The following is a 23,688-nucleotide window of genomic DNA, read 5'->3' as shown; positions in this document are numbered from 1 at the left end:
TCAGGTGCCGGGGCGCGCGTCCCGCGTCAGAGGTTGGTCATGTCGACCGGGATCCTCGCCTCGCTGCCTTCGCGCAGGATGGTGGCCTCGATGAGGCCGTAGGGACGGTCGGCGGCGTAGTAGACGGCGCCGTCCTTGGCCTCGTTGTCGAGGCCGCAGAAGGAGAGATCCTGGCGGAAGTGGTGCTTGTTGGGCGCGGAGAAGCGGATCTCGTCGATCTCGCCGCGGTTGTTCAGGACCCGCGTGCCCATCTGGTACAGCGTCTGCTGGAGCGACAGGGAGTACGTCTCCACGAAGGCCTGCAGGATGTGCTTCTTGGCCTGCTCGTAGGACTTCTCCCAGTGCGGCATGCGCTGCTCGTCACTGGTCCAGTTGTGCCGCCACCACGTCGAAAGGGAGGTCGCCAGGATGCGGTCGTAGTCCTCCTTGAGCGTCGTGTACTTGTCCTTGATGTAGCCCCAGAACTCGGAGTTGGTGGAGTTCATCACGGTCAGGTCCTTCAGACCGCTGAGGACCTCGAAGTGCGCCTGCCCGTCACCTTCGGCGGAGTACGTGATCTGGGCGACGCGCGTCTCCTGGCCCTTGCGCACGAAGGAGTGCTTGACCTCGTCGGCGCCGATGAACTGCGAGTTGGAGTCGGAGGCCGAGATGCGCTCCCAGGCGTACTCCTCGATGCGGATGCGCGCCCGGTGGATGGAGGGCTGGCTGTCCACGAAGTGCCGCGCGAGGTGGATGCCGTACTGCTCGGCGGACTCGATGCCGTATTCCTTGGCGAACGCGAAGCAGGTGTTCTTCGTGGTGTCCGTCGGCAGGCAGTTGGCGTTCGAGCCGCTGTAGTGCACGTCGTCCAGGTCGCCGGAGAGGGCGACGGAGACGTTGAGGTCCTTGATGTGGTGCGTGTCGCCGTCACGCGTGATCTTGACGACGCGGTTCTCGGCCTTGCCGTACTGGTTCTGCCCCAGGATCACCGGGCGGGCCCGGCGGGAATCGTTGTTCATGTCTGCTAGCTCCCTCGGTAAACGGAGTAGCCGAACGGGTTGAGCAGCAGCGGTACGTGGTAGTGCTCGCCCGGCACGACGGCGAACGTGATCGCCACCTCGGGGAAGAACACACCGCTCGCACCGCTGTCCCGATTCGCGGGGGCGTCCTGCTGCGCCTCGGCCTTCTTGTCTTGCTTGCTCAGGAAGTACGACTCGACGGCGAAGTCGAGGCGTACGTGCGTGGTACCGACCGGCAGCGCCGGCAGGTCCTTGCAGCGCCCGTCCGCGTCCGTCGCCGAGCCGCCGAGCAGGGCCCAGTCCGCGCCGTCGCCGCCGCGGGCGGCGAGGGTGATGGCGACGCCCTCGGCGGGGCGGCCGACGCTGGTGTCCAGGATGTGCGTGGACACGGAGGCCGTGGTGTCGGTGCTCATGCGTTGTCTTCTTCCAGGATGCGGGCCAGGCGGATGCGGTTGATCTTGCCGAGTTCGGTGCGGACGATCTCCCGCTCCTGCTCGGGCGAGTTGCCGATCCGGTCCCGGACCGCGTCCCGCATCTGCTCGCCGGTACGGCCGGTGGCGCAGATGAGGAAGACGTGGCCGAACTTGTCCTGGTAGGCCAGGTTGAGGTCGAGCATCTCGGTCTTGAGGTCCTCGGACGCTCCGGCCATGCCCGCCTGTTCGCGGGACGAGGTCGGGTCTCCCGGCTTGGGGCGCCCGATCGGCGGGTGCCCCGCCATCGCCTCGGCCAGGTCGTCGGCGGTCAGCTCGGCCATGGCGGCGTCACTGGCTGCGTAGAGGGCCTCGGCGGTGGTGAAGGGGCGCTGGGCGAGCAGTGCGCTCCCCCAGGCCGACGAGGCGCAGGCCTCGTGGAGCGCGGCGGTCGCCGCCGGCTCCGGCAGGGCGTTGAACCGGGTCAGGCCCGGTGTCGTACGGGAAGTCACGGGGTGCCTCCGTGGCCATGTGCTGGACGGGCTGCGGAACAGCTAAGACCTTCAACAACATCCCGTCAACAGTTTGTTGAAATCATTTGAACAAAGAAGCCGCCACCCCGCGACGCGGGTGACGGCTTGGCTGCGCAGCGTGACGCCGCTCACACCCCCGGCGGGGCGCGCTTCGCGGGGCTACTTGTCCTTCGCGGCGTTTTCCCTGTTCAGGTAGTTGTAGACGGTGAAACGGCTGACCCCGAGGGCCCCCGCCACGGTCTCCACGCCATGGCGCACGGAGAACGCGCCACGGGCCTCGAGTATCCGTACGACCTCCTGCTTGGCCTTGCGGTCGAGCTCCGCGAGGGGCTTGCCGCGCTTGCGCTCCAGGGCGAGCAGGATGTGGTCGAGGGAGTCGGCGAGCTGCGGCAGGCGCACCGCGAGCACGTCCTCGCCCTGCCAGGACAGGACCACGTCGTCCGGGCCCGCGTCGCCGGGCGGCAGCATCTCGCCGCCCATGGCGTCCACCAGCGGCTTGACCGCGGTCGCGAAGGGGTCGTCCCCGAAGGCGGTCACCGGGCGACCTCCCCCGGCTCGGCCCGCTCGCCCGACTCCGCGATCACGTTGACCTGGAGCGAGACGCGGGTGGCGCCGGCGCCGAGGGACCGGCGCAGCATCGCGTCGACGGCCGTCAGGACCGCGTCGACGTCGCCCTCGGCGGTGTTGCCGAAGGGGCCGACGTCCACGGCGTCCAGCTGCGCGTCCTGGATGACGTCCCGGGCGGCCAGGGCGTGGGGCGGGGCCTCTTCGAGGTCGAAGGGCTCGGTCGTGAACTCCACTCTCAATCGCACGGCGCCAACTTAACGCGGCCTCTTGATTTTCCGGCAGCCCCTCTTGACAGCTTCCGCGGATCGGATGCAACCTTCCATCAAGCAGAAATGAACTTCCGCAATACGGAAGGAGCGCGGAAGCCCCATGGGATACTCCGACCAGCGCTTCAATGTGAACCTGTCGATCCTCTTCACCGAGCTCCCGCTCCTGGAGCGGCCCGCGGCCGCCGCGAAGGCCGGCTTCGGCGCGGTCGAGCTGTGGTGGCCCTGGGTCGACGCCCCCACCCCCGAGCAGTCCGAGCTCGACGCCCTCAAGAAGGCGATCGAGGACGCGGGCGTGCGGTTGGTGGGCCTCAACTTCTACGCCGGACAGCTGCCGGGCCCCGACCGCGGCGCCCTGTCCGTCCCCGGCGAGGAGAGCGCGAAGTTCCGCGCGAACCTCGCGGTGGCGGCGGACTTCGCCCAGTCGCTCGGCTGCAAGGCGCTGAACGCCCTGTACGGCAACCGCGTCGACGGCGTGGACCCGGCCGTCCAGGACCAACTCGCCCTGGATAACCTGGTGTTGGCCGCCCGCGAGGCCGACCGCGTGGGCGCGATCCTGCTGATCGAGGCGCTCAACGCCCCCGAGTCGCCCAAGTGCCCGATCGTGAGCGCGCCCAAGGCGATCGAGATCGTGGACAAGGTGAACGCCGCGAGCGGGCTCGGCAACGCCAAGTTCCTCATGGACCTGTACCACCTGTCCATGAACGGCGAGGACCTGCCCTCGGTCATCGAGCAGTACGTCGACAGGACCGGCCACGTGCAGATCGCGGACAACCCCGGCCGCGGCGCCCCCGGGACGGGATCGCTCCCCCTCGAAGGCCTCCTCGACCAGCTCAGGAAGGCCGGTTACGAGGGGTGGGTCGGCCTGGAGTACAAGGCCGCCGACGCCGCCGCATCCTTCGACTGGCTGCCCGCCGAGGCCCGCGCCGCGCGCTGAGCGCCAACTCATCGACGTACGAAAGCTTTTAGAGAGGCACCCTCATGAGCAACCTTGCTGATTCCTCCCACCCGGCCCGCCCGGCGGTCGCGTGGATCGGTCTCGGCATCATGGGCTCCCCCATGTCCGAGAACCTGATCAAGGCGGGTTACTCCGTCACCGGCTTCACCCTGGAGCAGGACAAGCTGGACCGCCTCGCCGCGGCCGGCGGCACCGCCGCCACGTCGATCGCCGAGGCCGTCAAGGACGCCGACGTGATCGTCACGATGGTGCCCGCGTCGCCGCACGTCGAGGCCATCGCGTACGGCCCGGACGGCATCCTGGAGAACGCGAAGTCCGGCGCGCTGCTCGTCGACATGTCGTCGATCACCCCGCAGACCTCCGTCGACCTGGCCAAGGCCGCCAAGGACAAGGGCATCCGCGTCCTGGACGCCCCGGTGTCCGGTGGCGAGGCCGGTGCCGTCGAGGCCGTGCTCTCCATCATGGTCGGCGGCGAGCAGGCCGACTTCGACGCGGCCAAGCCGCTCCTCGACGCGCTCGGCAAGACCATCGTGCTGTGCGGCCCGCACGGCTCGGGACAGACGGTGAAGGCCGCGAACCAGCTGATCGTCGCCGTCAACATCCAGGCGTGCGCCGAGGCCGTGGTCTTCCTGGAGAAGTCCGGCGTGGACCTGAAGGCGGCCCTGGACGTCCTCAACGGCGGGCTCGCCGGGTCGACCGTCCTGACCCGCAAGAAGGACAACTTCCTCAACCGCGACTTCAAGCCGGGCTTCCGCATCGACCTGCACCACAAGGACATGGGCATCGTCACGGACGCCGCCCGCAACGTCGGCGCGGCCCTGCCCGTCGGCGCCGTGGTCGCCCAGCTCGTCGCGAGCCTGCGCACGCAGGGTGACGGCGGCCTCGACCACTCGGCGCTGCTCCGTGCCGTCGAGCGGCTCTCCGGCGCCCAGCTCTGAGCGAAGAGCCCCCGCTCTGACGGCAGAGCACCCCAGTCTTCCGGGCCGTGGCGGCGCTGACACCTGTCCTGTCGCGCCCAGGCGTCGCCGCGGCCCGGAACCACATCATCAACTTCAACAAACTGTTGACGTAGCTGTTCGGGGCTCCTTACGCTCCGAACACCTCAGCAGTCACAGCACGGAAGGTCACGATGTCGAAGCGCGTGCTTACGACCGAGTCCGGCGCCCCGGTCGCCGACAACCAGAACTCCGCCACCGCCGGCGTCGGTGGCCCGATCCTGCTCCAGGATCAGCACCTCCTGGAGAAGCTCGCCCGCTTCAACCGTGAGCGCATCCCGGAGCGCGTCGTGCACGCCCGCGGCTCGGGCGCCTACGGCTACTTCGAAGTGACCGACGACGTCACCGCGTACACCTCGGCCGACTTCCTCGGCGAGGTCGGCAAGCGCACCGAGACCTTCCTCAGGTTCTCCACCGTGGCCGACAGCCTCGGCGGCGCGGACGCGGTCCGCGACCCGCGCGGCTTCGCCCTCAAGTTCTATACCGAAGAGGGCAATTACGACCTCGTCGGCAACAACACGCCGGTCTTCTTCATCAAGGACCCGCTGAAGTTCCCCGACTTCATCCACTCGCAGAAGCGCGACCCGTTCACGGGCAAGCAGGAGCCGGACAACGTCTGGGACTTCTGGGCGCACGCCCCCGAGGCCACGCACCAGGTGACCTGGCTGATGGGCGACCGCGGCATCCCCGCGTCGTACCGCCACATGAACGGCTACGGCTCGCACACCTACCAGTGGACGAACGCGCAGGGCGAGGCCTTCTTCGTCAAGTACCACTTCAAGACGAACCAGGGCGTACGCAGCCTCTCCGCCGAACAGGGCGCCGAGCTCGCGGGCAAGGACGCGAACTCGCACCAGACCGACCTGCTCCAGGCCATCGAGCGCGGCGTGAACCCGTCCTGGACGCTGCACGTGCAGATCATGCCGGCGGCGGAGGCGGCCAACTACCGCTTCAACCCGTTCGACCTCACCAAGGTGTGGCCGCACAGCGACTACCCGCTGCAGCGGGTGGGCCGCCTGGTCCTCGACCGCAACCCGGACAACGTCTTCTCCGAGGTCGAGCAGGCCGCGTTCTCGCCGAACAACTTCGTGCCCGGCATCGGCCCCTCGCCCGACAAGATGCTCCAGGGCCGCCTGTTCGCGTACGCCGACGCGCACCGCTACCGCCTCGGCGTCAACCACACCCAGCTCGCGGTGAACGCGCCCAAGGCTGTACCCGGGGGCACCGCGGACAACTACGGCCGCGACGGCCTCATGGCGTCCAACGCCTACGGCCGCGAGCGCAAGAACTACGAGCCGAACTCGTACGACGGCCCCGCCGAGACCGGCAAGCCGCTGTCGGCCCCGCTGGCCGTCAACGGCCACACGGGCACGCACGAGGCCCCGGCCCACACCAAGGACGACGACTTCTTCCAGGCGGGCGAGCTGTACCGGCTGATGTCCGCGGAGGAGAAGTCCCGTCTGGTGGCGAACATCGCGGGCGGCCTCTCGCAGGTCTCCCGCGACGACGTCATCGAGAAGAACCTCGCCCACTTCCACGCCGCCGACGCCGACTACGGCAAGCGCGTGGAGGCGGCGGTCCGCGCCCTGCGCGAGGACTGAGTCTTCGCTGAGGTTCAACGACTCCCGGACTGCGCGGGGAATTTGACGGGAGGTCAGTTCCCTTGCGCGGAGACCCGCACCGCCGTGCACCCGGATGAGGGGTGGTCGCACGGCGGGCGGGAGGACGAGGACCGCGGCGGCTCGTGCGAGCCAGTGCGGTGGTGAAGGTCTCCCGGCTCCGCCCTTTCGACCTGAGGAGGGGCACCGGGGACTGTCGCCGACCGCCGCGGTCCCAGCCACATCCCTGTAGCCGTATCCCTGTAAGTGCCATGCCCCCATGGATTCCGTCCGGCGGCGCGTACGCATGTTCCGCCAGTCGCGCGCCGTCGGACGGCAGCAACTCCCGAGCCCTCGGGGCGCCCACGCGCCCCGGGGGCTCAGCGCACCTTCTCCCCCGCCGCCAGCTTCGCGACCATCCGCTCCAGACGTGCCGCCCGCGTGCGCGCCGTCCGCGCCGTCTGCAGCCGCAGGATCACCAGGTAGCGGTCCGTCCTGCCGAGCCCGTCGTACGTCCGCCTGGCCCGCGGTTCGGCGTCGAGCGCCGCCGCCAGGTCGTCGGGGACCGTCGCCTCGGCCTGCGCGTCGTACGCGGCGTCCCAGCGTCCGTCCGCCTTCGCGGCCGCGATCTCGGCGAGGCCTCGCGCCCGCACGCGGCCCTCGGCGATCAGGGCCTCGGCCCGGTCGATGTTCCGCTTCGACCAGGTGCCGCGCGGGCGGCGCGGGGTGATCTTCTGGAGGAAGTACGTCTCGTCGAGCCGGCGGCGCTGGCCGTCGATCCACCCGAAGCACAGCTCCAGGTCGATCACCTCGTCGGTCGCCACGGACGCCACCCCCGACGCCTTCTTGGCGAGCTTCAGCCAGACGCCGGGGCTGTCCTCGTGGTGGGCGTCGAGCCACTCCTCCAGCGCCCGCCGGTCGGCGAACGCGAGGACCGGGAGTCCGTCGAGCGTGTCCATGCGAGGGCTCCTTCGATCCGTACGCTGCTTCGATCCGTACGCTGCCGTGATCCTTACGCTGCCTCGCGCCACGGTAGCCGCACATCCGCCTCCTGCCACGGTGTACGTCCCTCTCCCCCGCGCGGCGGAGCCGGTTCGGCGTCCGAGCTGACGATCTCCGGGTGGCCGGGCGGAAGAGTAAGTGCCATGACGACGACCGCAGTTCAGGCACTCCCCGTCCCCCGCTGGGCCGAGCGCGCCGCGCACGCCATTCCGCTGCTCCTGCTCCCCCAGTGCCTGTGGCGGCTGCCGTTCGCCTTCGGGTACGACATGGGCACGGGGACCGGGTCGATCGGGAGCCTGTGGATCTCCGTGCCGTACATCTTCGGGCTGAGCCTGGTCACCGAGGCATTGGCGTTGCTGAGCTTCGGGCTCGTGCGGGGGTGGGGCGAGGTGGTGCCGCGCTGGGTGCCGCTCCTGGGTGGGCGGCGGGTGCGGCCCGTCGCCGCGCTCGTTCCCGCGGTGCTCGGCGGACTGGGTGCGACGGTCCTGTTCGGGCCCTTCACGCTCGGCGCCCTCGGCGTCGGCTTCTCCTTCGACGACATGGACAACGGCGCCCTGGAGCTCCTTTTCCGGGTGTGCGTCCTGCCGGTCGGACTGTGGGGCCCGCTGGTCCTCGCCCTTGCCGCGCACTACTGCGTACGCCGCCGCCGGTCCTGAGGCGGCGACGTACACGAGAAGGCCCCCGCGCCGGAGATCAACTCCGGTGCGGGGGCCTTCCCTTGAACCGCAGAACCGCAGAACCGCAGAACCGCTGAACCGCCCGAGCGCTACGCCTTCAGCGTCTTGATCGAGCTGGGCGCGTGCCACGGCTCCGTGGCGATCTCCTCGAACTCGGTGACATCGCTGATGTCGGCCGTGCGGCTCATGGAGATGTTGGTGATGCGCTCCAGGATCGCCTCGACGACGACCGGCACGCGGTACTCCTGCGCCAGCTTCTTGGCCTGCTCGAAGGCGGCGCCGAGCTCGGCCGGGTCGGTGACGCGGATGGCCTTGCAGCCGAGGCCCTCGGCGACCTTGACGTGGTCGACGCCGTACACGCCGAGCTCCGGCGAGTTCAGGTTCTCGAACTCAAGGTTGACCTGGAAGTTGATGTCCAGGCCGATCTGGGCCTGACGGATCAGGCCGAGGTAGGAGTTGTTGACGAGGACGTGGACGTAGGGGATGCGGTGCTGGGCGCCCACGGCCAGTTCCTCGATCATGAACTGGAAGTCGTAGTCGCCGGAGAGCGCGACGACCTGGGCGTCCGGGTCGGCCGTGGCGACACCGAGGGCGGCCGGGATGGTCCAGCCGAGCGGGCCCGCCTGGCCGCAGTTGATCCAGTGCCGCGGCTTGTAGACGTGCAGCATCTGGGCGCCGGCGATCTGGGAGAGGCCGATGGTGGTGACGTACCGCGTCTCCGGGCCGAAGGCCTTGTTCATCTCCTCGTACACGCGCTGCGGCTTCATCGGGATGTCGTCGAAGTGGGTGCGGCGCAGCAGCGTGGACTTGTGCTCCTGGCCGCGCGCGATCCACGCGCCGCGGTCGGGCAGCTCGCCTGCGGCCTTCAGCTCCTTGGCGACCTCGACGAACAGCTCCAGGGCCGCCTTGGCGTCGGACGCGATGCCGTAGTCCGGCGCGAAGATCTTGCCGATCTGGGTCGGCTCGATGTCGACGTGCACGAACGTGCGGCCCTCGCGGTACACGTCCAGCTTGTAGCCGGTGTGGCGGTTGGCCCAGCGGTTGCCGATGCCGAGGACGAAGTCGGACTCCAGGAACGTCGCGTTGCCGTAGCGGTGCGAGGTCTGCAGGCCGACCATGCCGGCGTTCAGCTCGTGGTCGTCCGGGATGGTGCCCCAGCCCATCAGGGTGGGGATGACCGGAGTGCCCGTCAGTTCGGCGAATTCCACGAGGAGTTCACAGGCGTCGGCGTTGATGATGCCGCCGCCCGCGACGATCAGCGGCCGCTCGGAGTTGAGCAGCATGCCGATGGCCTTCTCGATCTGGGCGCGGCTCGCGGCCGGCTTGTAGACCGGCAGCGGCTGGTACGTCTCCGGGTCGAACTCGATCTCGGTGAGCTGGACGTCGATGGGCAGGTCGATGAGGACCGGGCCCGGACGGGCGGAGCGCATCAGGTGGAAGGCCTGCTGGAAGACGCCGGGGACCTGCGCGGCCTCCAGGACCGTGACGGCCATTTTCGTCACCGGCTTGGCGATCGACGCGATGTCGACGGCCTGGAAGTCCTCCTTGTGGATCACGCTCGTGGGCGCCTGGCCCGTGATGCACAGGATCGGGATCGAGTCACCGATCGCGGAGTACAGGCCGGTGATCATGTCGGTGCCCGCGGGGCCCGACGTGCCGATGCAGACACCGATGTTGCCCGGGTGGGTACGCGTGTACCCCTCCGCCATGTGCGAGGCGCCCTCGACGTGGCGGGCGAGCGTGTGATCGATGCCGCCGCCCTCCTGCAGCGCCTTGTAGAAGGGGTTGATCGCGGCCCCCGGCACGCCGAACGCGTTGGTGACGCCCTCGCGCTTGAGGATCTCAACTGCCGCGCGGGCAGCGGTCATACGAGCCATTGAGTTCTCCTGCTTCGGCTGACGAACGCACAGCTCCCGTCGCGCCCCGCGGTGAGCCGTGCCTTCAGGTCCTGCTTCCGCGCCGCGGCCCGCCTTCCGGCGACTTCCACATTGCGGAAATTATGTTCTGCTATATGGAAGCAATGTAAGGGGGCACGCGAGGACCGTCAAGGGATCCAGGGGCTCGGCGCAGCTCAAAATGGCGTATCGGGACGGCCGCCTTCGTACGACGATGGGGCTCCGGCGGACGGATGGCTGAAACACGGCACGCGCCGCACGGCACGCAGCACGCAGCACACGGCACACGGCACACGGCACACGGCAGCGGTACACGAACGGACGGCGGTGCGGACGATGGCGAGGGACGACATCCTGGTGCGGTGCCCGGTGTGCCGGCACGAGCAGACCTACGCGCCGCCGGCCTTCCCCTGCCCCTGCGGCGCCCCCGTCGTCCCGCCGGTCACGCACGGCGCCGCGACCCCGCTCACCCACCGGACCCGGGCGGACGCCTGGGTGACCGTGCGGTGCGCGGCGTGCGGGCAGGCCGCGGACTGGCCGCGGCCGGAGCTGGGGTGCGCGTGCGGGACGGTGCTGCGGGTGCCGGTGGCGCAGGAAGGCACGGTCGGCGCGGGCGGGCGGGACACATCCGGGGGCGCACCCGGGGACGGCGCGGGCGGACGCGAGGCGCCGCCCGAGCATGCCCGTCCCTCCCTCACCCCGCCCCACATCCCCCTGCCGCGCACGGCCCCGACGCCCCGGGCCGCCTTCCGCCCCCTGCCCGTCCGCGACGCCCGCGACGCGGTGACGACGGCGGCCCTGTTCCTGCGCTGGCTCGGCTACGAGGACGTGAGCGACGCGGGCCCCGAGGAGGAGCGCCCGCCGTCGGGCGCCCGGCTCACGGCGCTCGGGGTGGTCGCGCAGATCGAGCCGACCGTGCGGCACGCCTCACTGCGGGACGTCGAGTGCGCGTGGCTGACGGCCATGGCGCACTCCGCGACCTGCGTGTGCTTCGCGCTGTGCGACTTCACGCCGACGGCCCGCACCCGCGCCGACGAGCTGAACGTGGCCCTGTTCCGCATCGACCTGACGGGCGCGCCGGAACCCCTGAACGGCGCGGCGGACGAGCTGACAGCGACGGGGGCGTAGCAAAAAAGGGTGGGCGGGTGGGAGAAAATCCGCCGCGCAGCGGCGGCACTGAACACGCCGACCGGGGCCCGCGGCCGACCCTCAGCCCCCGAACCTCTCCCGCAGCTCCACCTTCCGCACCTTCCCCGACACGGTCATCGGAAAGCTCTCCAGGATCCGCAGCCCCGCCGGCACCTTGTAGTGGGCCAGCCGCCCCGCGCAGAAGCCCCGCAGTTCCTCCAGCGTCAGCGTGTCCGCCGGGTCCCGCAGGATGACGCAGGCCAGCGGCACCTCGCCGTACCGCTCGTCGGGCACCCCGACGACCTGCACGTCGGCGATCTTCGGGTGGCCGTACAGGAACTCCTCGATCTCGCGCGGATAGACGTTCTCGCCACCCCGGATGATCATGTCCTTGATGCGTCCGACGATCTGTACGTAGCCGTCGTCCCGCATGACCGCGAGGTCACCCGTGTGCATCCACCGCCCGGCGTCGATGACCTCGGCGGTGCGCTCCGGCTCCTCCCAGTAGCCGAGCATCACGCTGTACCCGCGCGTGCACAGCTCGCCGGACTCCCCGCGCGGCAGCGTCACCCCGCTCGCCGGGTCGACGACCTTGACCTCGATGTGCGGCAGGACCCGCCCGACCGTGCCGGTGCGGCGCTCCAGGTCGTCGTCCATCCGGGTCTGCAGGGACACGGGCGAGGTCTCGGTCATGCCGTAGCAGATGGAGACCTCCTCCATGTGCATCTCGGCGACGACCCGCTTCATGACCTCGACGGGGCACGGCGATCCAGCCATGATCCCGGTCCGCAGCGACGACAGGTCGTACGTGGCGAAGTCGGCGAGGTTGAGCTCGGCGATGAACATCGTGGGCACGCCGTACAGCGACGTGCACTGCTCGCGCTCCACGGCGTGCAGCGTGGCCACCGGGTCGAACGACGGCGCGGGGATCACGACGCACGCGCCGTGCGAGGTGGCGCCGAGGTTGCCCATCACCATGCCGAAGCAGTGGTAGAAGGGCACGGGCAGGCACACCCGGTCCTGCTCGCCGTAGCCGATGGTGCGCCCCACCCAGTACCCGTTGTTGAGGATGTTGTGGTGGGAGAGCGTGGCTCCCTTGGGGAAGCCCGTCGTACCGGAGGTGTACTGGATGTTGATCGGGTCGTCACAGCTCAACTCGGCTTCTCGGGCGGCGAGTTCACCGTCGTCCACGGACCGCGCCGCGTCGAGCAGAACGTCCCAGGACCCGTCCGCGATGTAGTGCACGGACCGCAGGGCGGGACACTCGCCGCGGACCTCGTCGACCATCGCCCGGTAGTCGCTGGTCTTGTGCCGCTCGGTGGCGACGAGCAGCGAGACGCCCGACTGCTTCAGGACGTACGCCAACTCGTGGGAGCGGTAGGCCGGGTTGATGTTCACCATGATGGCGCCGACGCGCGCGGTGGCGTACTGCACCAGGACCCACTCGGCGCAGTTCACGGCCCAGATGCCGACCCGGTCGCCCTTGCCGACCCCCAAGCCGATGAGCCCGCGCGCCAACTGCTCGACGGCGGCGCCGAATTCGGCGTACGTCCAGCGGGTGCCCGCCGTGACGTCGACGAGCGCGTCCCGGTCGGGCCAGGCGGCGACGGCCCGGTCGAGGTTCTGCCCGATGGTGTCACCGAGCAGCGGTGTCTTGCTGGTGCCGTGCGCGTACGACAGCGCGGCGGCGCCGGGCTCACCTTCAGAACCCACCGAACTCACCGTCGCACTCACCGGAAGTCCTCCTCGCGGTACTCGGCGCCGGACCCCTTGGCCGTCGCCTCACGCAGCTCGATGCGGCGGATCTTGCCGGAGACGGTCTTGGGAAGCGCGCCGAACTCCAGGCGGCGCAGGCGTTTGTACGGAGCGAGCACGGCCCGCGAGTGTTCGAACAGCAACTTCGCGGTGTCGGGCCCGGGTTGGTAGCCCGCCGCAAGGACCACGTACGCCTTGGGCACGGCGAGGCGCACCGGGTCAGGCGCGGGCACGACCGCCGCCTCGGCCACGGCCTCGTGCTCCAGGAGCGCGCTCTCCAGCTCGAACGGCGAGATCTTGTAGTCGGAGGCCTTGAAGACGTCGTCGGACCTGCCGACGTAGGTCAGGTATCCCTCGGCGTCGCGGGCGCCGATGTCGCCGGTGCGGTAGTAGCCGCCCGCCATGGCCTCTTCGGTGCGTTCCGGGTCGCCGTGGTAGCCGGTCATCAGGCCGACGGGGGCGGCGGACAGGTCGAGGGCGATCTCCCCCTCCGCGGCGCCCGGCTCACCCGTGACCGGGTCGAGGAGCACGACGCGGAAGCCGGGCGTCGGCCGCCCCATCGAGCCCGGCTTCAGCTCCTGGCCGGGGGTGTTGGCGACCTGCACGGCCGTCTCGGTCTGCCCGAAGCCGTCCCGGATGGTCACGCCCCAGTCGCGCCGCACCTGCTCGATGACCTCGGGGTTCAGTGGCTCACCTGCCGCGACCACCTCGCGCGGGGGCGTACGGAGCTGGGTGAGGTCGGCCTGGATGAGCATGCGCCACACGGTGGGCGGCGCGCAGAAGCTGGTGACGCCCGCGCGGTCCATCTCGGCCATGAGCCGCCCGGCGTCGAACCGGGTGTAGTTGTGGATGAAGACGGTCGCCTCCGCGTTCCACGGCGCGAACAGGTTCGACCAGGCGTGCTTGGCCCAGCCGGGCGAGGAGATGTTCAGATGCACGTCGCCGGGCTTGAGGCCGATCCAGTACATCGTCGCCAAGTGGCCCACGGGGTACGACACATGGGTGTGCTCGACGAGCTTGGGCCGGGCGGTCGTGCCGGACGTGAAGTACAGCATGAGGGGGTCGTCGGCGCGGGTGACGCCGTCGGGCGTGAAGTCTTCGGGGGCGGTGGCGACGTCCTCGTACGGAATCCACTCGGCGAACGACGCGTCGGCCGCATCGGCTTCATCGGCGGCAGGGGTCCCGACGGCGGGGGCACCGACCACGATCCGGGTGTACTCCCCCGGCACGTCCGCGAACTTCGCCGCGTCCTCGGCGCGCACCACGACGTGCCGGGCCCGGCCGCGCTCGATGCGGTCGCGCAGATCGGCGGCGCCGAGCAGCGGCGTCGCCGGGATCACCACGGCGCGCAGCTTCATCGCGGCGAGCGCGACCTCCCACAGCTCGACCTGGTTGCCGAGCATCACGACGATGCGGTCACCGGCGCCGACGCCGAGCGCGCGCAGCCAGTTGGCGGCCCGCGCCGAGCGCCGCGCGAGGTCCGCGAAGGACCGCCGGGTCTCGGTGCCGTCCTCCTCGACGATGTGCAGCGCCGTGCGGTCGTTGCCGTCGGCGATCGCGTCGAACCAGTCGAGGGCCCAGTTGAAGTACTCGGGCCGCGGCCAGGCGAAGCCCTCGTACGCGGCCGTGTAGTCCTCCCGGTGGCGCAGCAGGAAGTCCCGTGCCGCACGGAAGTCCTCCGTGCCGCCGCCCGTTCCGGTCGCCGTCATCCGTACCCCTCGCATTCCGCGTAACCCCGCTCGTCCGTACCATCGTGTAATTCGTGATGCAGGTCTCACTACCCCCGGACGGGGGTGGTGTCCCGCGAGGACACGGGACCGGGACCTTGATTGGGAGCTGAGGGGGCGCGCGCGTGACGGCTGCGGACGGCGGCGAGGCGGCGGAGGTACGGGCCGCGCTGCTGCGGCTGCGGCGCGGCACGGGCCTTCCCGTGGCCTTCGGCGGGCTCGTGACCAGCGCGGACGGCGCTTCGCGGGTGCGGATCGCCGAACTGAGCGGTACGGCCACGCACTCCCTGAACGGCCTCGCGATCTTCGCGGGCCACGGCCTCGGCGGCAAGGCCGTCGCCCTCGCCCGGCCCTGCGCCGTCACGGACTACAGCACCTCGCGGCAGATCAGCCACGAGTACGACGCCGCCGTCGAGCCGGAGGGCCTGCGCGCGGTGCTCGCCGTGCCGTTGGTGGTACGCCGCCGGGTGCGCGGACTGCTGTACGGCGCCCTGCGCACCCCCCTTCCACTCGGCGACCGGGCGCTCGCCTCGGCCGTCGCGGTGGCCCGTGACGTGGAGCAGGCCCTGGTCGTCAGGGACGAGGCGGCCGCGCTCGCGGCGGCGGCGCGGGAGGCGGTCGCGGAGCTGCCGGAGCGGCGGTACGGCGCCGGGGACGCGGCGTGGGAGCGCGTGCGGGAGGCGCACGGGGCGCTGCGCGCGCTGGCACCGCGCATCAGCGATCCCGCGGTGCGGGCGGAACTGCTCGCGGTGAGCGACGCGTTGACGGCCGCGGCGGCCTGCTCCCCGGGGCCCGGCTCCGGCGTCCGCCTCGCCCCTCGCGAGGTGGACGTCCTCGCCTGCCTGGCCGGCGGCGCCACCAACACGGCGGCCGCACAACGCCTCGGCCTGCGCCCGGAGACGGTGAAGGGGTACCTGCGGTCGGCCATGCGCAAGCTCGGCGCGCACACGCGCTGGGAGGCGGTGGTGGCGGCGAGGCGGGCGGGGTTGCTGCCGTAGCGGGCCGGGGGCCTTGGGATGCGGTACGTGCCCGCTGCGCATGGGGTTCCGGTTCTGGTGTGTTGCGGGCTCTGCTGTGTTGTGGGATCTGCTGCCCGGCTCGGCAGCGCACGCCTCCAACGGTTCCCACGGGCCCACACAGGGGCTCGACGACCGCACGAGGCTCATGGGTCCAGATACTCCACACATGGCCGTGAAGTTGGCGGGCGCGGAGTACCTGGTGTTTCAGAACGTGCAGGCGTTCCGGCACCGCAAGGCGATGAAGCCGAGGCGATGCGCGCGGCGGGCACCGGCACGAAGCCCGCGCGCGGCGACGCCCGCACCGTCCTGGACGGCGTCCTCGTCGGTCTGACCAACCCGAAGGGCCTCGTGTTCGCCGCGGCGGTGCTGCCGCAGTTCGTCGACCACTCGGCGGGCCACGTACCGGTCCAGATGCTGCTGCTCGGCCTCGTACCGATCAGCATCGGCCTGGTCACGGACACCCTGTGGGGCCTGACGGCGGCCTCTGATGTCCTGGCCCTCCTCGTGTCCTGAGCCTCGACCGCCCTAGGCCTCGACGACCGCTCCGAACCCGATGTCGTACGACGCCGCGTCGCCCGCGAGCAGTCGCGCCGTGCGCTCCGCCTCCGCGGCGACCTCGCCCCGCTCGGCCCTGGTCAGGCTCCCGAACGGCTCCACGGTGACCCGCGCCGCGCCGTCCTTGGACTCCTCCAGGCGCCAGACCCCGGCGAGGAAGCCGTCCACGAGGAAGACGCAGAAGGACTGGTTCGACTTCCAGTTGCGGGCCTTGTACGCGTCGGGGACCACACGTGTGCGGTCGGCGTGGGACAGCAGGAGGTTGTCGAACTCGGGCAGGAAGCGGACCGGGGCCGGGGTGTCCTCGTCGGGGCGGGGCGCGTCGGGCAGGTCGAAGAGTTCGACGCCGCGCTCGTCGCGGAACGTACGCAGCCGGGGCCGCAGCCGTTCGAAGGCGTCACGCAGCCGGGTCATGCCCGCCCAGGCCTGCATGTCCTTGACGGAGGCGGGTCCGAAGGCGGCTAGGTAGCGCAGGACGGTGGCGTCGAGGGCGGTCGGGTCCAGAGCGGGGGCTTCCGGGGCGGGGGCCTGGGCGAGGGGGCGGCCCAGCCAGTGCTCGGCGGTGGTGAGGGCGACCTGGCCGCTCTGCCGCCACAGGCCGCGCGGGGTGACCTGGACGAGCGGGAGCCGGGCGCGGGCGGCGATGCCGAGGGACTGCGGGTCGGCGTCCGGCCAGTGCCGCAGGAGCTCGGCGCGGAGCTGGGCGGGGGTACGGGGCTCCTCCTCGACGTACGCCCTGGCCAGCACGGTGAGCCGGTCCAGGTCCACGCCGGCGAGGCCGCCCCGGAACGCCCGGAGCTCGCGCTCGATGGCGGGCTGGGTCAGGGGCCGCAGCGTGAGCATGTCGTCGGCGGTGAGGGTGTGCACGGTGGACCGCATGGTGACGGCACGCACCGCCGCGCGCTCGCTCATCAGCCCTGACAGCTCCATCGGGTCGAAGTCCGCGAGGCGCGCGGCGAGCGCGTGGTACGGGGGCTTCACGTTCTGCGCCTGGAGGCCGACGAGGTGGGTGAGGGCGGCTTCGGCGGACATCTCGGCGCGGCCGAGGAGGAGCTGGCGGGCGAGGGTGGCGCGGTTGAGGGCGCGGCGACTGAGGGTCTCCGGGGCGGCAGGGTTCGTCTTCCCCTTCCCCGGCTTCGCCGGGGCCGACGTGGTCTTCGTATTCACCGTGTTCACCGTATTCACCGGGGTCTTGGCCATACACAGCACGCTAGCGCCGCTTGCGGACAGATACGGTCCGCAATACCCCACCCCAGGCAGGCGCGCCCGCGCCGTCCACCGCGTACATCCCGCGCCATCTGCCGCATATATCCTGCTCCGGGACCCCGAGCCGAGCCGAACCGAACACACCACCCGCGGACTCGGACGACCGACCGACAGACCACGGAAGGGCCGCCGGTGACTCCGGAGCGACGAGCACACCGACCGCAGCAGACGCGCAAGCACTCCTGGCGGCGGGCGTCCTCCCAGTCCGCGCAGGGCGGCAAGCCGCCGGCCGAGACCACGAAGCACCACGCCGAGCAGCCCCCGGCCCCCGAGCCCCCGAGCGCCCCGAGCGTCGTGCAGGCGTCCCTGTACCGCGACGGCGTGCGCGTCGCCTCCCCCGCCTCCCTCGCGGCCACCTTCCGTGAGCTGCGCGCGCAGCCCGACGGCATGGCGTGGATCGGCCTGGCCCGCCCGACGGAGGAGGAACTGCTCTCCCTGGCGGCCGAGTTCGACCTGCACGAGCTGGCGGTCGAGGACGCGATGGAGGCCCACCAGCGCCCCAAACTGGAGCGGTACGGCGAGACCCTGTTCGTGGTCCTGCGCGCGGCGCGCTACCTGGACGCCCCGGAGGAGGTCGACTTCGGCGAGCTGCACGTGTTCGTCGGCGCCGACTTCGTCATCACGGTCCGGCACGGCGCGGCCCCCGACCTGTCGGCGGTGCGCCGCCGCATGGAGGAGGACCCGGAACTGCTGCGGCTCGGCCCGGAGGCGGTCCTGTACGCCATCCTGGACGCGGTCGTCGACGGCTACGCCCCCGTCGTCTCCGGCGTACAGAACGACATCGACGAGATCGAGACCGAGGTCTTCGGCGGCGACCCGTCGGTCTCCCGCCGCATCTACGAACTCTCCCGCGAGGTCGTCGAGTTCCAGCGCGCCACCCGCCCCCTGGTCGGCATGCTGCACGCCCTGATGGCGGGCTTCGCGAAGTACCGCACGGACGAGGAACTCCAGCGCTACCTCCGCGACGTGGCCGACCACGTCACCCACACCAGCGAACGGGTGGACGGCTTCCGCCAGGCCCTCACCGACATCCTCACCGTCAACGCCACGCTGGTCACCCAGCAACAGAACGCGGAGATGCGGGCCCTGGCGGAGGCGGGCTTCGAACAGAACGAGGAGATCAAGAAGATCTCGTCTTGGGCGGCGATTCTGTTCGCGCCGACGCTGGTCGGCACGATCTACGGCATGAACTTCGAGACGATGCCCGAGCTGAAGTGGGCGGCGGGGTATCCGTTCGCGATTCTGCTGATGGCGGTGGTGTGCGTGAGTCTGTACTTCATCTTCAAGCGGCGGGACTGGCTCTAGCGGGGCGTCGTCCGCGGTGCCAGCCATTCCGTGTGGCTCGTCCGGCCAATTTGCGCCGACGTCCCTGCGTAAGCCATCACGGTGAGTGTTGACTGAGGGGCGGGACATACGGCCGTACGGCCACACCGAAACGCTTGCACCAGGAGGACCGCTTGCCCTCGTCGCTGCGTGCGTGGCTCGGCCTTGTCGCGGTTCTTGCCGCGTTGGTGGTTGTCGCGCTCGGGGTGTTGTACGCCGGGCACAGTGAGCCCGGCGGTGTGGACAGGTGGATCGTCGCGCCGACTGCGGACAGTGTGGGGCCGCCTTGGCGGGGCGTTGCTCTGGCCACGGACTTCTGGGGGGAGCCTGCCGGAGCGGCTTTGTTGGTCGTCGGTGCCGTGGCGGGCTGTCTGTGGTTGCGGCGGCCTCGCGCGGCTGTGCTCGTCGTTGTGGGCGTCGGGCTGACCGTGGTGACTACGACTCTGGTCAAGTCGCTTGTGGGGCGCACCATTCACGGGGCCGACAACTTGTCCTACCCCAGCGGGCACACCGGCTTTGCCACTGCGCTCGCCCTTGTCGTGGCGCTGCTCGTGGCCGGGTGGTTCGGTCTCGGCAGGGCTGCCGGTATGTCACTTGTGCTCGGCGCGGCGCTGGTCGCCGGTGCCGCCATGGGGTGGGCTCAGGTCGCCCTCAGCGCGCACTACCCCACCGATGTGCTTGGCGGCTGGTGCACCGCGCTGGCTGTGGTGCCGGCGACGGCGTGGGGCGTCGACCGGTTTGCCGAGCGGATTGCCGAGCGGAGGAAGGCCGAGCGGGACGCCGACCGGCCCGTCGAGAGGACGGCCGATGCCGGTCGGCGGCAGGGGCGCTGACGTAGCGTCACGTCAGCCACGTCACGCCTCAGCCCACGTCACGCGACGCCACGTCGCGTCACCTCACGCCAACCGCCGGAACACCGGCTTCACCGGCCGCCCGCCCAGCCAGGGCGTCGGGTCCCCCGCGTCCAGCGCCTTCCGGTACACCGCGCACGCCTGCGCCACCACATCCACCGTGCGGTCGATGTCCGCGTCGTCGAGCGCGCTGCTCACCACGAACGACGGGGCGAGCACCCCGCCCGCGAGGAGTCGGCGCAGGAACAGGGTGCGGTACTCCTGCGACGGCCGCCCGGTCCCGTCGAGGGTGGCGAAGACCAGGTTGCTGGCCCGGCCCCGTACGACGACGTGGTCGCCGACGCCCATGCCGGCCGCGGCCTCGCGGACACCGGCGGCCAGCCGCTCGCCGAGGGCGTGCAGCCGCGCGGTGATGCCCTCCTCGACGTAGGTGGACTGCACGGCCATCGCGGCGGCCAGCGAGTGCGTTTCCGCGCCGTGCGTGGTGGAGAGGAGGAACACCCGGTCGTCGGGGTGGCGGAGTCCGCCCCGCTCCATGAGATCGCGGCGTCCGGCGAGCGCGGAGACCGCGAAACCGTTGCCCAGCGCCTTGCCGAAGGTGGAGAGGTCGGGGACCACGCCGTACAGGCCCTGGGCGCCCGCCTCTGACCAGCGGAGGCCGGTGATCATCTCGTCGAAGACGAGTACGCAGCCGTGTCGGTCGGACAGTGCGCGCAGGCCCGCGAGGTAGCCGGGCGGGGGCTCGGTGTGCCCGGCCGGTTCGAGGATCAGGCACGCCACCTCGCCCTCGTACCGGGTCAGCAACTCCTCCGTGGCGGCCAGGTCCCCGTACGGGAAGGACACGGTGAGTTCCGTGGTCGCCGCCGGAATGCCCGCGGACATCGGCGTCGTACCGATGAACCAGTCGTCGGTGGAGAAGAAGGGGTGGTCGCCGCAGATGGCCACCCGTGGGCGGCCGGTGACCGCGCGGGCGAGGCGCACCGCGGCGGTGGTGACGTCGGAGCCGTTCTTCGCGAACTTCACCATCTCGGCGGTCGGCACCGTGGCCAGGAAGCGTTCCGCGGCCTCGACCTCCAGGACGGACGGCCGGACGAAGTTGCCGCCTCGGTCGATCTCGCGGCGCACGGCCTCGTTCACGCGCGGGTGGGCGTGGCCGAGGCTGACCGACCGCAGTCCGGAGCCGTACTCGATGTAGCGGTTGCCGTCGATGTCCCACACGTGGGCGCCGTGGCCGTGGCTGATGACCGGGGCCAGGCCCTCGGGGTACTGGTCGTCGCCCTTGGCGTAGGTGTGCGCGCCCCCGGGGATCAGGGCGTGCAGCCGCTCGTTGGCCGTCCGCGACCGGGGCAGGCTGAACTCTTCGGTGTCCACGGCGACTTCAGCTCTCTTTCTGCTTCAGGACATCGGCACTCTGCTTCAGGACCTCGGCGAGGCTCGGTGCCTTCCGGTCCCGCTCGGACATCAGAGTGACGGGCAGCGGCCAGGGGATGGCGAGTTCCGGGTCGTCGAAGGCGATCGTCACGTCCTCGGCCGGGTCGTGCGGGCGGTCGATGCGGTACGAGGTGTCGGTGGTCTCGGTCAGCGCCTGGAAGCCGTGTGCGCAGCCCGCCGGGATGTACAGGGTCACTTGCGTCTCGCCGGACAGTTCGAAGGTGGCCACGTTGCGGTACGTCGGCGAGTCGGGCCGCAGGTCCACGACGACGTCGAAGATCTTCCCGTACGAGCACCGCACGAGCTTGGCCTCCCCTGCGCCGGAGCGCAGGTGCAGGCCGCGCAGCACGCCCCGGACCGAGCGGGACACGCTGTCCTGGATGAAGGTGTCCGGGTCGAGGCCCACCGAGCGGACCACGTCGGCGTCGAAGGTGCGGCAGAAGAAGCCGCGCTCGTCGGCGTACGGCGTCGGCTCGAACAGGAACGCGCCGTCGATCGCCGGGACTTCGGTCGCTTTCATGGTGTCTCCCGCAGTGCGTGGGCGTGGTGGGGTGCCGGGAACAGGTCTGTGGTCAAGTCGGTGAACTGCTCCCGGAGTTGCCGGGCGGCGGCCAGGTTCCGCTCCCTGAGGGTCCGCCGCAGCTCCGCCGATCGCCGCTCAAGGGCCCGGAATTGCTCAAGGAGCCGGTCGGCGTCGACGTCGCGGGCCGGGTGGCAGTACGCGCCCAACCCCATCTGGGCCATGAGCACTTCGCTCTTCGCCGCATAGCTGAGCGCGAGCGTCGGCGTGCCGACCTTCAGGGCGCAGATCAGGTTGTGGTAGCGGGTCGCCACGACGGTGTCGGCTGCCGCCATCTCCTCCATGAGGTCGGCGAGCGAGGCCGCCTTGGCCGCGGTGACCAGCGGCGAGCCCACCGCGTCGAGGATCGCCGCGACCACCGCCTCGTCGCACTCGTCGCCGGTGACGAGGCGGACCGGCCTGCCGTCCTCAACCAGCGTACGTACGAAGCGAGTTGTCCCGTCGAGGTAGCGCCGGTGGATCTCCTCGGCCCTGGCGCGGTCGTCGTTGCCGCCGTGGAAGTCCATGACGCCGACACACACCGGGCCGCCGCCGAGCGAATCCGAAGGCGCGCTCTCCGACGGCGTCGGCAGGGCGAACGCGAGGTCCGGGTAGACCTCGTCGCGCGCGGTGTCCACGCCCATCTCCCGCATCGCGTCGCGGGACGGGACGTCCCGGTACGAGCGGTACGCGGCAAGGCGTGCCGACCACCGCACCAGGGCCCGCGTCGGCCGGTCGCGGATCGCGGCGGCGCCGACGCCGACAAGGGCGACCCGGGTGCGCGTCAGCCGGCCGGACGCGCAGAGCAGGAACAGCGAGTACGGGAAGCCCCAGGGCCGCAGCGGCAGCGTGGCCTCCAGGACGCCCATGCCCGGCACGATCACCACGTCGTGCCGGCGCACCCAGGCGGCGGTGCGGAAGACGTCGACGAGCTTGCCGAGGCCCTTCCCCGCGATCGCGCCCGCACGCGAGGCGGTCCGGTACTCCCCGCGATACCAGTGCAGCCGCGTCGCGGGGATCCCGTACCGGGCCGCGACGACCTCGGGTCCGCCGCACAGCGCGTCCACGACCGCGTCCGGGTGCTCGGCGCGGAGGTAGCCGAGCACGGCTTCGAGCGACCCGTCGTTGCCGAGGTTGCCGGAGCCGAGCAGTCCGAACACCCCCACACGTGCCGGGGTCACGCCCGCCTCCCCGGACGACCGTCACGACCCTCACGGCCTTCACGCCCCCCACGCCCCTCACGGCCCGCGACGATCGCGTCGACGGACACGGTGAGCCGGGCCGGGTCGACCGGAGCGCGGTCCTCGACCCGCTCGCCCGCGCCGGGACGGACCCGGCTGGTCGCCCACGCGGCCAGGTGGCGGTAGCAGGCGCGCCGGTCGGCCGAGGACAGCGGCGCCCGGCGGATCGCCGAGACGAAGCCCCCTACGTACTCGGCGAGCAGCCGGGGCGTCGGGTGCAGAAGACCTGCCCGGCGCGGGTCCAGGTTGACGCACCGGGAGCGCTTGGAGGGATTGGCCCGTTCGGCGCGGGTGGGGTGGTCGCGGCGGAAGTACAGCAGCTCCGGCACCTGATGGAAGGGCCCGTGCAGGCCGATCTCGGCGACGAACGTGCGGTCCGCGTGGTGGTAGCTGTCGTGCGGCTTCACGCGGCGCAGCACGTCGGCCCGGATCACGCCGTAGAAGTCGTCGCCGCCGGGCTCGAACAGCATGCTGCGGAAGCGCTCGGGCGCGCGCGGCGAGTCGGTGGCGAGCGTGTACTCGTACGGGACCTTCACCTGGCCGTCCTCGTCGATGACCGCCTGGTCGGCGTGCGCGAGGATCACGTCAGGGTGCTCGTCGAGCGCCGCCACGCAGCGCTGCAGCAGGTCACGGGCGTACAGGTCGTCGTGCGATGCCCACTTGAACAGTTCGCCGCGGCACTGGGTGAACACGTAGTTGTGGTTGGGCGCGGCGCCGACGTTGCGGGCCAGGCGGATGTAGCGGATGCGCGCGTCCTTCTCGGTGTACCGGCGGCAGATGTCCTGGGTCCCGTCGGTCGAGGCGTTGTCCGAGATGACCAGCTCGAAGTCCTCGTAGGTCTGGCCGAGCAGGGCATCGAGCGCCTCGGCCAGGTACTCCTCGCCGTTGTACACGGGCAGGCCGATGCTCAGCCGGGGTTGGGCGGTCATGACGT

22 protein-coding genes and 1 pseudogene are annotated in these 23,688 nt (G+C 71.0%); 9 read left to right on the top strand and 14 right to left on the bottom strand.

Features of this window, described 5'->3' with window-relative positions:
* Positions 1–26: 26 nt before the first annotated feature.
* The 5 genes from pucL to IEY91_RS08240 all read right to left on the bottom strand — a co-directional run bounded on the left by pucL (position 27) and on the right by IEY91_RS08240 (position 2,753).
* Positions 27–998 carry a factor-independent urate hydroxylase gene (gene pucL / locus IEY91_RS08260; RefSeq protein ID WP_189173417.1) on the bottom strand — a complete coding sequence of 324 codons (972 nt, stop codon included), beginning with the start codon at positions 996–998 and terminating at the stop codon, positions 27–29.
* 5 nt (positions 999–1,003) lie between these two features.
* The gene (gene uraH, locus IEY91_RS08255; RefSeq protein ID WP_164318984.1) at positions 1,004–1,411 is read right to left on the bottom strand and encodes a hydroxyisourate hydrolase; all 408 of its coding nucleotides are present in this window, start codon (positions 1,409–1,411) and stop codon (positions 1,004–1,006) included.
* Positions 1,408–1,920, bottom strand: a complete 513-nt coding sequence (gene uraD / locus IEY91_RS08250) for a 2-oxo-4-hydroxy-4-carboxy-5-ureidoimidazoline decarboxylase (RefSeq protein ID WP_189173416.1) — start codon at positions 1,918–1,920, stop codon at positions 1,408–1,410. The genes uraH and uraD overlap by 4 nt, the downstream gene beginning before the upstream one ends.
* 180 nt (positions 1,921–2,100) lie before the next feature.
* Positions 2,101–2,478: a helix-turn-helix domain-containing protein gene (locus tag IEY91_RS08245; protein ID WP_164318989.1), complete on the bottom strand. Its 378-nt coding sequence runs from the start codon at positions 2,476–2,478 to the stop codon at positions 2,101–2,103.
* On the bottom strand, positions 2,475–2,753 hold the full coding sequence (locus IEY91_RS08240; RefSeq protein WP_189173415.1) for a thiamine-binding protein: 279 nt from the start codon (positions 2,751–2,753) through the stop codon (positions 2,475–2,477). The genes IEY91_RS08245 and IEY91_RS08240 overlap by 4 nt, the downstream gene beginning before the upstream one ends.
* A 124-nt stretch (positions 2,754–2,877) precedes the next feature.
* Here IEY91_RS08240 and IEY91_RS08235 point away from each other — a divergent pair, with 124 nt between their 5' ends.
* The 3 genes from IEY91_RS08235 (at position 2,878) to IEY91_RS08225 (ending at position 6,328) form a co-directional block, all read left to right on the top strand.
* A complete protein-coding gene (locus tag IEY91_RS08235; protein ID WP_189173414.1) occupies positions 2,878–3,711 on the top strand; it encodes a TIM barrel protein in 834 nt (277 codons plus the stop codon).
* A 44-nt stretch (positions 3,712–3,755) separates the two neighbouring features.
* On the top strand, positions 3,756–4,670 hold the full coding sequence (locus IEY91_RS08230; protein WP_164318997.1) for a 2-hydroxy-3-oxopropionate reductase: 915 nt from the start codon (positions 3,756–3,758) through the stop codon (positions 4,668–4,670).
* A gap of 191 nt (positions 4,671–4,861) precedes the next feature.
* Complete coding sequence (locus IEY91_RS08225; RefSeq protein ID WP_189173413.1) at positions 4,862–6,328, top strand: catalase; 1,467 nt, start codon at positions 4,862–4,864, stop codon at positions 6,326–6,328.
* 377 nt (positions 6,329–6,705) lie between these two features.
* Here the strand turns inward: IEY91_RS08225 and IEY91_RS08220 are convergent, their stop codons facing one another.
* Positions 6,706–7,284, bottom strand: coding sequence for a YdeI/OmpD-associated family protein (locus IEY91_RS08220; protein WP_189173412.1), 579 nt, complete (start codon positions 7,282–7,284; stop codon positions 6,706–6,708).
* A gap of 186 nt (positions 7,285–7,470) precedes the next feature.
* Between IEY91_RS08220 and IEY91_RS08215 the strand changes: the two genes are divergently transcribed.
* Entirely contained in the window at positions 7,471–7,983 is a 513-nt protein-coding gene (locus tag IEY91_RS08215) for a hypothetical protein (protein WP_189173411.1), read from the top strand.
* 110 nt (positions 7,984–8,093) lie between these two features.
* Here IEY91_RS08215 and gcl read toward each other — a convergent pair whose 3' ends face one another.
* Positions 8,094–9,872 carry a glyoxylate carboligase gene (gene gcl / locus IEY91_RS08210; RefSeq protein WP_189173493.1) on the bottom strand — a complete coding sequence of 593 codons (1,779 nt, stop codon included), beginning with the start codon at positions 9,870–9,872 and terminating at the stop codon, positions 8,094–8,096.
* 363 nt (positions 9,873–10,235) lie between these two features.
* Between gcl and IEY91_RS08205 the strand changes: the two genes are divergently transcribed.
* The gene (locus IEY91_RS08205; protein WP_189173410.1) at positions 10,236–11,027 is read left to right on the top strand and encodes a hypothetical protein; all 792 of its coding nucleotides are present in this window, start codon (positions 10,236–10,238) and stop codon (positions 11,025–11,027) included.
* Positions 11,028–11,108: 81 nt separating this feature from the next.
* Here the strand turns inward: IEY91_RS08205 and IEY91_RS08200 are convergent, their stop codons facing one another.
* Positions 11,109–12,761 (bottom strand): AMP-binding protein, encoded by a 1,653-nt coding sequence (locus IEY91_RS08200; RefSeq protein WP_306309869.1) that lies wholly within the window; start codon positions 12,759–12,761, stop codon positions 11,109–11,111.
* Positions 12,758–14,491, bottom strand: a complete 1,734-nt coding sequence (locus IEY91_RS08195; protein WP_189173409.1) for an AMP-binding protein — start codon at positions 14,489–14,491, stop codon at positions 12,758–12,760. Before IEY91_RS08195 ends, IEY91_RS08200 begins: the two co-directional genes overlap by 4 nt.
* Positions 14,492–14,634: 143 nt before the next feature.
* Between IEY91_RS08195 and IEY91_RS08190 the strand changes: the two genes are divergently transcribed.
* Both IEY91_RS08190 and IEY91_RS08185 read left to right on the top strand, forming a co-directional pair.
* Positions 14,635–15,507, top strand: coding sequence for a helix-turn-helix transcriptional regulator (locus IEY91_RS08190; RefSeq protein ID WP_189173408.1), 873 nt, complete (start codon positions 14,635–14,637; stop codon positions 15,505–15,507).
* 178 nt (positions 15,508–15,685) lie between these two features.
* Positions 15,686–16,014 (top strand): annotated as a pseudogene (locus IEY91_RS08185) (LysE family translocator); the annotation flags it as partial.
* A 39-nt stretch (positions 16,015–16,053) separates the two neighbouring features.
* Here IEY91_RS08185 and IEY91_RS08180 read toward each other — a convergent pair.
* A complete protein-coding gene (locus tag IEY91_RS08180) occupies positions 16,054–17,283 on the bottom strand; it encodes a winged helix DNA-binding domain-containing protein (RefSeq protein WP_189173407.1) in 1,230 nt (409 codons plus the stop codon).
* A 198-nt stretch (positions 17,284–17,481) separates the two neighbouring features.
* Here IEY91_RS08180 and IEY91_RS08175 point away from each other — a divergent pair, with 198 nt between their 5' ends.
* Positions 17,482–18,654 carry a magnesium and cobalt transport protein CorA gene (locus IEY91_RS08175; RefSeq protein ID WP_189173406.1) on the top strand — a complete coding sequence of 391 codons (1,173 nt, stop codon included), beginning with the start codon at positions 17,482–17,484 and terminating at the stop codon, positions 18,652–18,654.
* 152 nt (positions 18,655–18,806) lie between these two features.
* Complete coding sequence (locus tag IEY91_RS08170) at positions 18,807–19,505, top strand: phosphatase PAP2 family protein (protein WP_229696785.1); 699 nt, start codon at positions 18,807–18,809, stop codon at positions 19,503–19,505.
* A gap of 63 nt (positions 19,506–19,568) precedes the next feature.
* Here the strand turns inward: IEY91_RS08170 and IEY91_RS08165 are convergent, their stop codons facing one another.
* From IEY91_RS08165 to IEY91_RS08150, 4 genes are read right to left on the bottom strand one after another with little or no spacing between them, the layout of a single operon-like run.
* On the bottom strand, positions 19,569–20,894 hold the full coding sequence (locus IEY91_RS08165) for a glutamate-1-semialdehyde 2,1-aminomutase (RefSeq protein WP_189173404.1): 1,326 nt from the start codon (positions 20,892–20,894) through the stop codon (positions 19,569–19,571).
* Positions 20,895–20,901: 7 nt separating this feature from the next.
* Positions 20,902–21,474, bottom strand: coding sequence for a dTDP-4-dehydrorhamnose 3,5-epimerase (gene rfbC, locus IEY91_RS08160; RefSeq protein WP_189173403.1), 573 nt, complete (start codon positions 21,472–21,474; stop codon positions 20,902–20,904).
* Positions 21,471–22,694, bottom strand: a complete 1,224-nt coding sequence (locus IEY91_RS08155; RefSeq protein ID WP_189173402.1) for a polysaccharide pyruvyl transferase family protein — start codon at positions 22,692–22,694, stop codon at positions 21,471–21,473. Before IEY91_RS08155 ends, rfbC begins: the two co-directional genes overlap by 4 nt.
* Positions 22,691–23,683 (bottom strand): glycosyltransferase family 2 protein, encoded by a 993-nt coding sequence (locus IEY91_RS08150; protein ID WP_189173401.1) that lies wholly within the window; start codon positions 23,681–23,683, stop codon positions 22,691–22,693. The genes IEY91_RS08155 and IEY91_RS08150 overlap by 4 nt, the downstream gene beginning before the upstream one ends.
* Between the last annotated feature and the right edge of the window lie 5 nt (positions 23,684–23,688).

It is taken from the genome of Streptomyces lasiicapitis (assembly GCF_014646335.1).
In the GTDB taxonomy this organism is placed as follows: Bacteria; Actinomycetota; Actinomycetes; order Streptomycetales; family Streptomycetaceae; genus Streptomyces; species Streptomyces lasiicapitis.
The sequence above is the reverse complement of the archived record's forward strand: the minus strand, read 5'-3'. Positions and strand labels throughout refer to the sequence as shown.

What these genes read in the sequence shown, in the direction of transcription:
- IEY91_RS08205 (WP_189173410.1), top strand. Translation starts at nt 10,236, where the DNA reads ATGGCGAGGGACGACATCCTGGTGCGGTGCCCGGTGTGCCGGCACGAG.
- uraH (WP_164318984.1), bottom strand. Translation starts at nt 1,411, where the DNA reads ATGAGCACCGACACCACGGCCTCCGTGTCCACGCACATCCTGGACACC.
- IEY91_RS08195 (WP_189173409.1), bottom strand. Translation starts at nt 14,491, where the DNA reads ATGACGGCGACCGGAACGGGCGGCGGCACGGAGGACTTCCGTGCGGCA.
- IEY91_RS08235 (WP_189173414.1), top strand. Translation starts at nt 2,878, where the DNA reads ATGGGATACTCCGACCAGCGCTTCAATGTGAACCTGTCGATCCTCTTC.
- IEY91_RS08180 (WP_189173407.1), bottom strand. Translation starts at nt 17,283, where the DNA reads ATGGCCAAGACCCCGGTGAATACGGTGAACACGGTGAATACGAAGACC.
- pucL (WP_189173417.1), bottom strand. Translation starts at nt 998, where the DNA reads ATGAACAACGATTCCCGCCGGGCCCGCCCGGTGATCCTGGGGCAGAAC.
- IEY91_RS08230 (WP_164318997.1), top strand. Translation starts at nt 3,756, where the DNA reads ATGAGCAACCTTGCTGATTCCTCCCACCCGGCCCGCCCGGCGGTCGCG.
- rfbC (WP_189173403.1), bottom strand. Translation starts at nt 21,474, where the DNA reads ATGAAAGCGACCGAAGTCCCGGCGATCGACGGCGCGTTCCTGTTCGAG.
- IEY91_RS08220 (WP_189173412.1), bottom strand. Translation starts at nt 7,284, where the DNA reads ATGGACACGCTCGACGGACTCCCGGTCCTCGCGTTCGCCGACCGGCGG.
- gcl (WP_189173493.1), bottom strand. Translation starts at nt 9,872, where the DNA reads ATGACCGCTGCCCGCGCGGCAGTTGAGATCCTCAAGCGCGAGGGCGTC.
- IEY91_RS08225 (WP_189173413.1), top strand. Translation starts at nt 4,862, where the DNA reads ATGTCGAAGCGCGTGCTTACGACCGAGTCCGGCGCCCCGGTCGCCGAC.
- IEY91_RS08150 (WP_189173401.1), bottom strand. Translation starts at nt 23,683, where the DNA reads ATGACCGCCCAACCCCGGCTGAGCATCGGCCTGCCCGTGTACAACGGC.
- IEY91_RS08215 (WP_189173411.1), top strand. Translation starts at nt 7,471, where the DNA reads ATGACGACGACCGCAGTTCAGGCACTCCCCGTCCCCCGCTGGGCCGAG.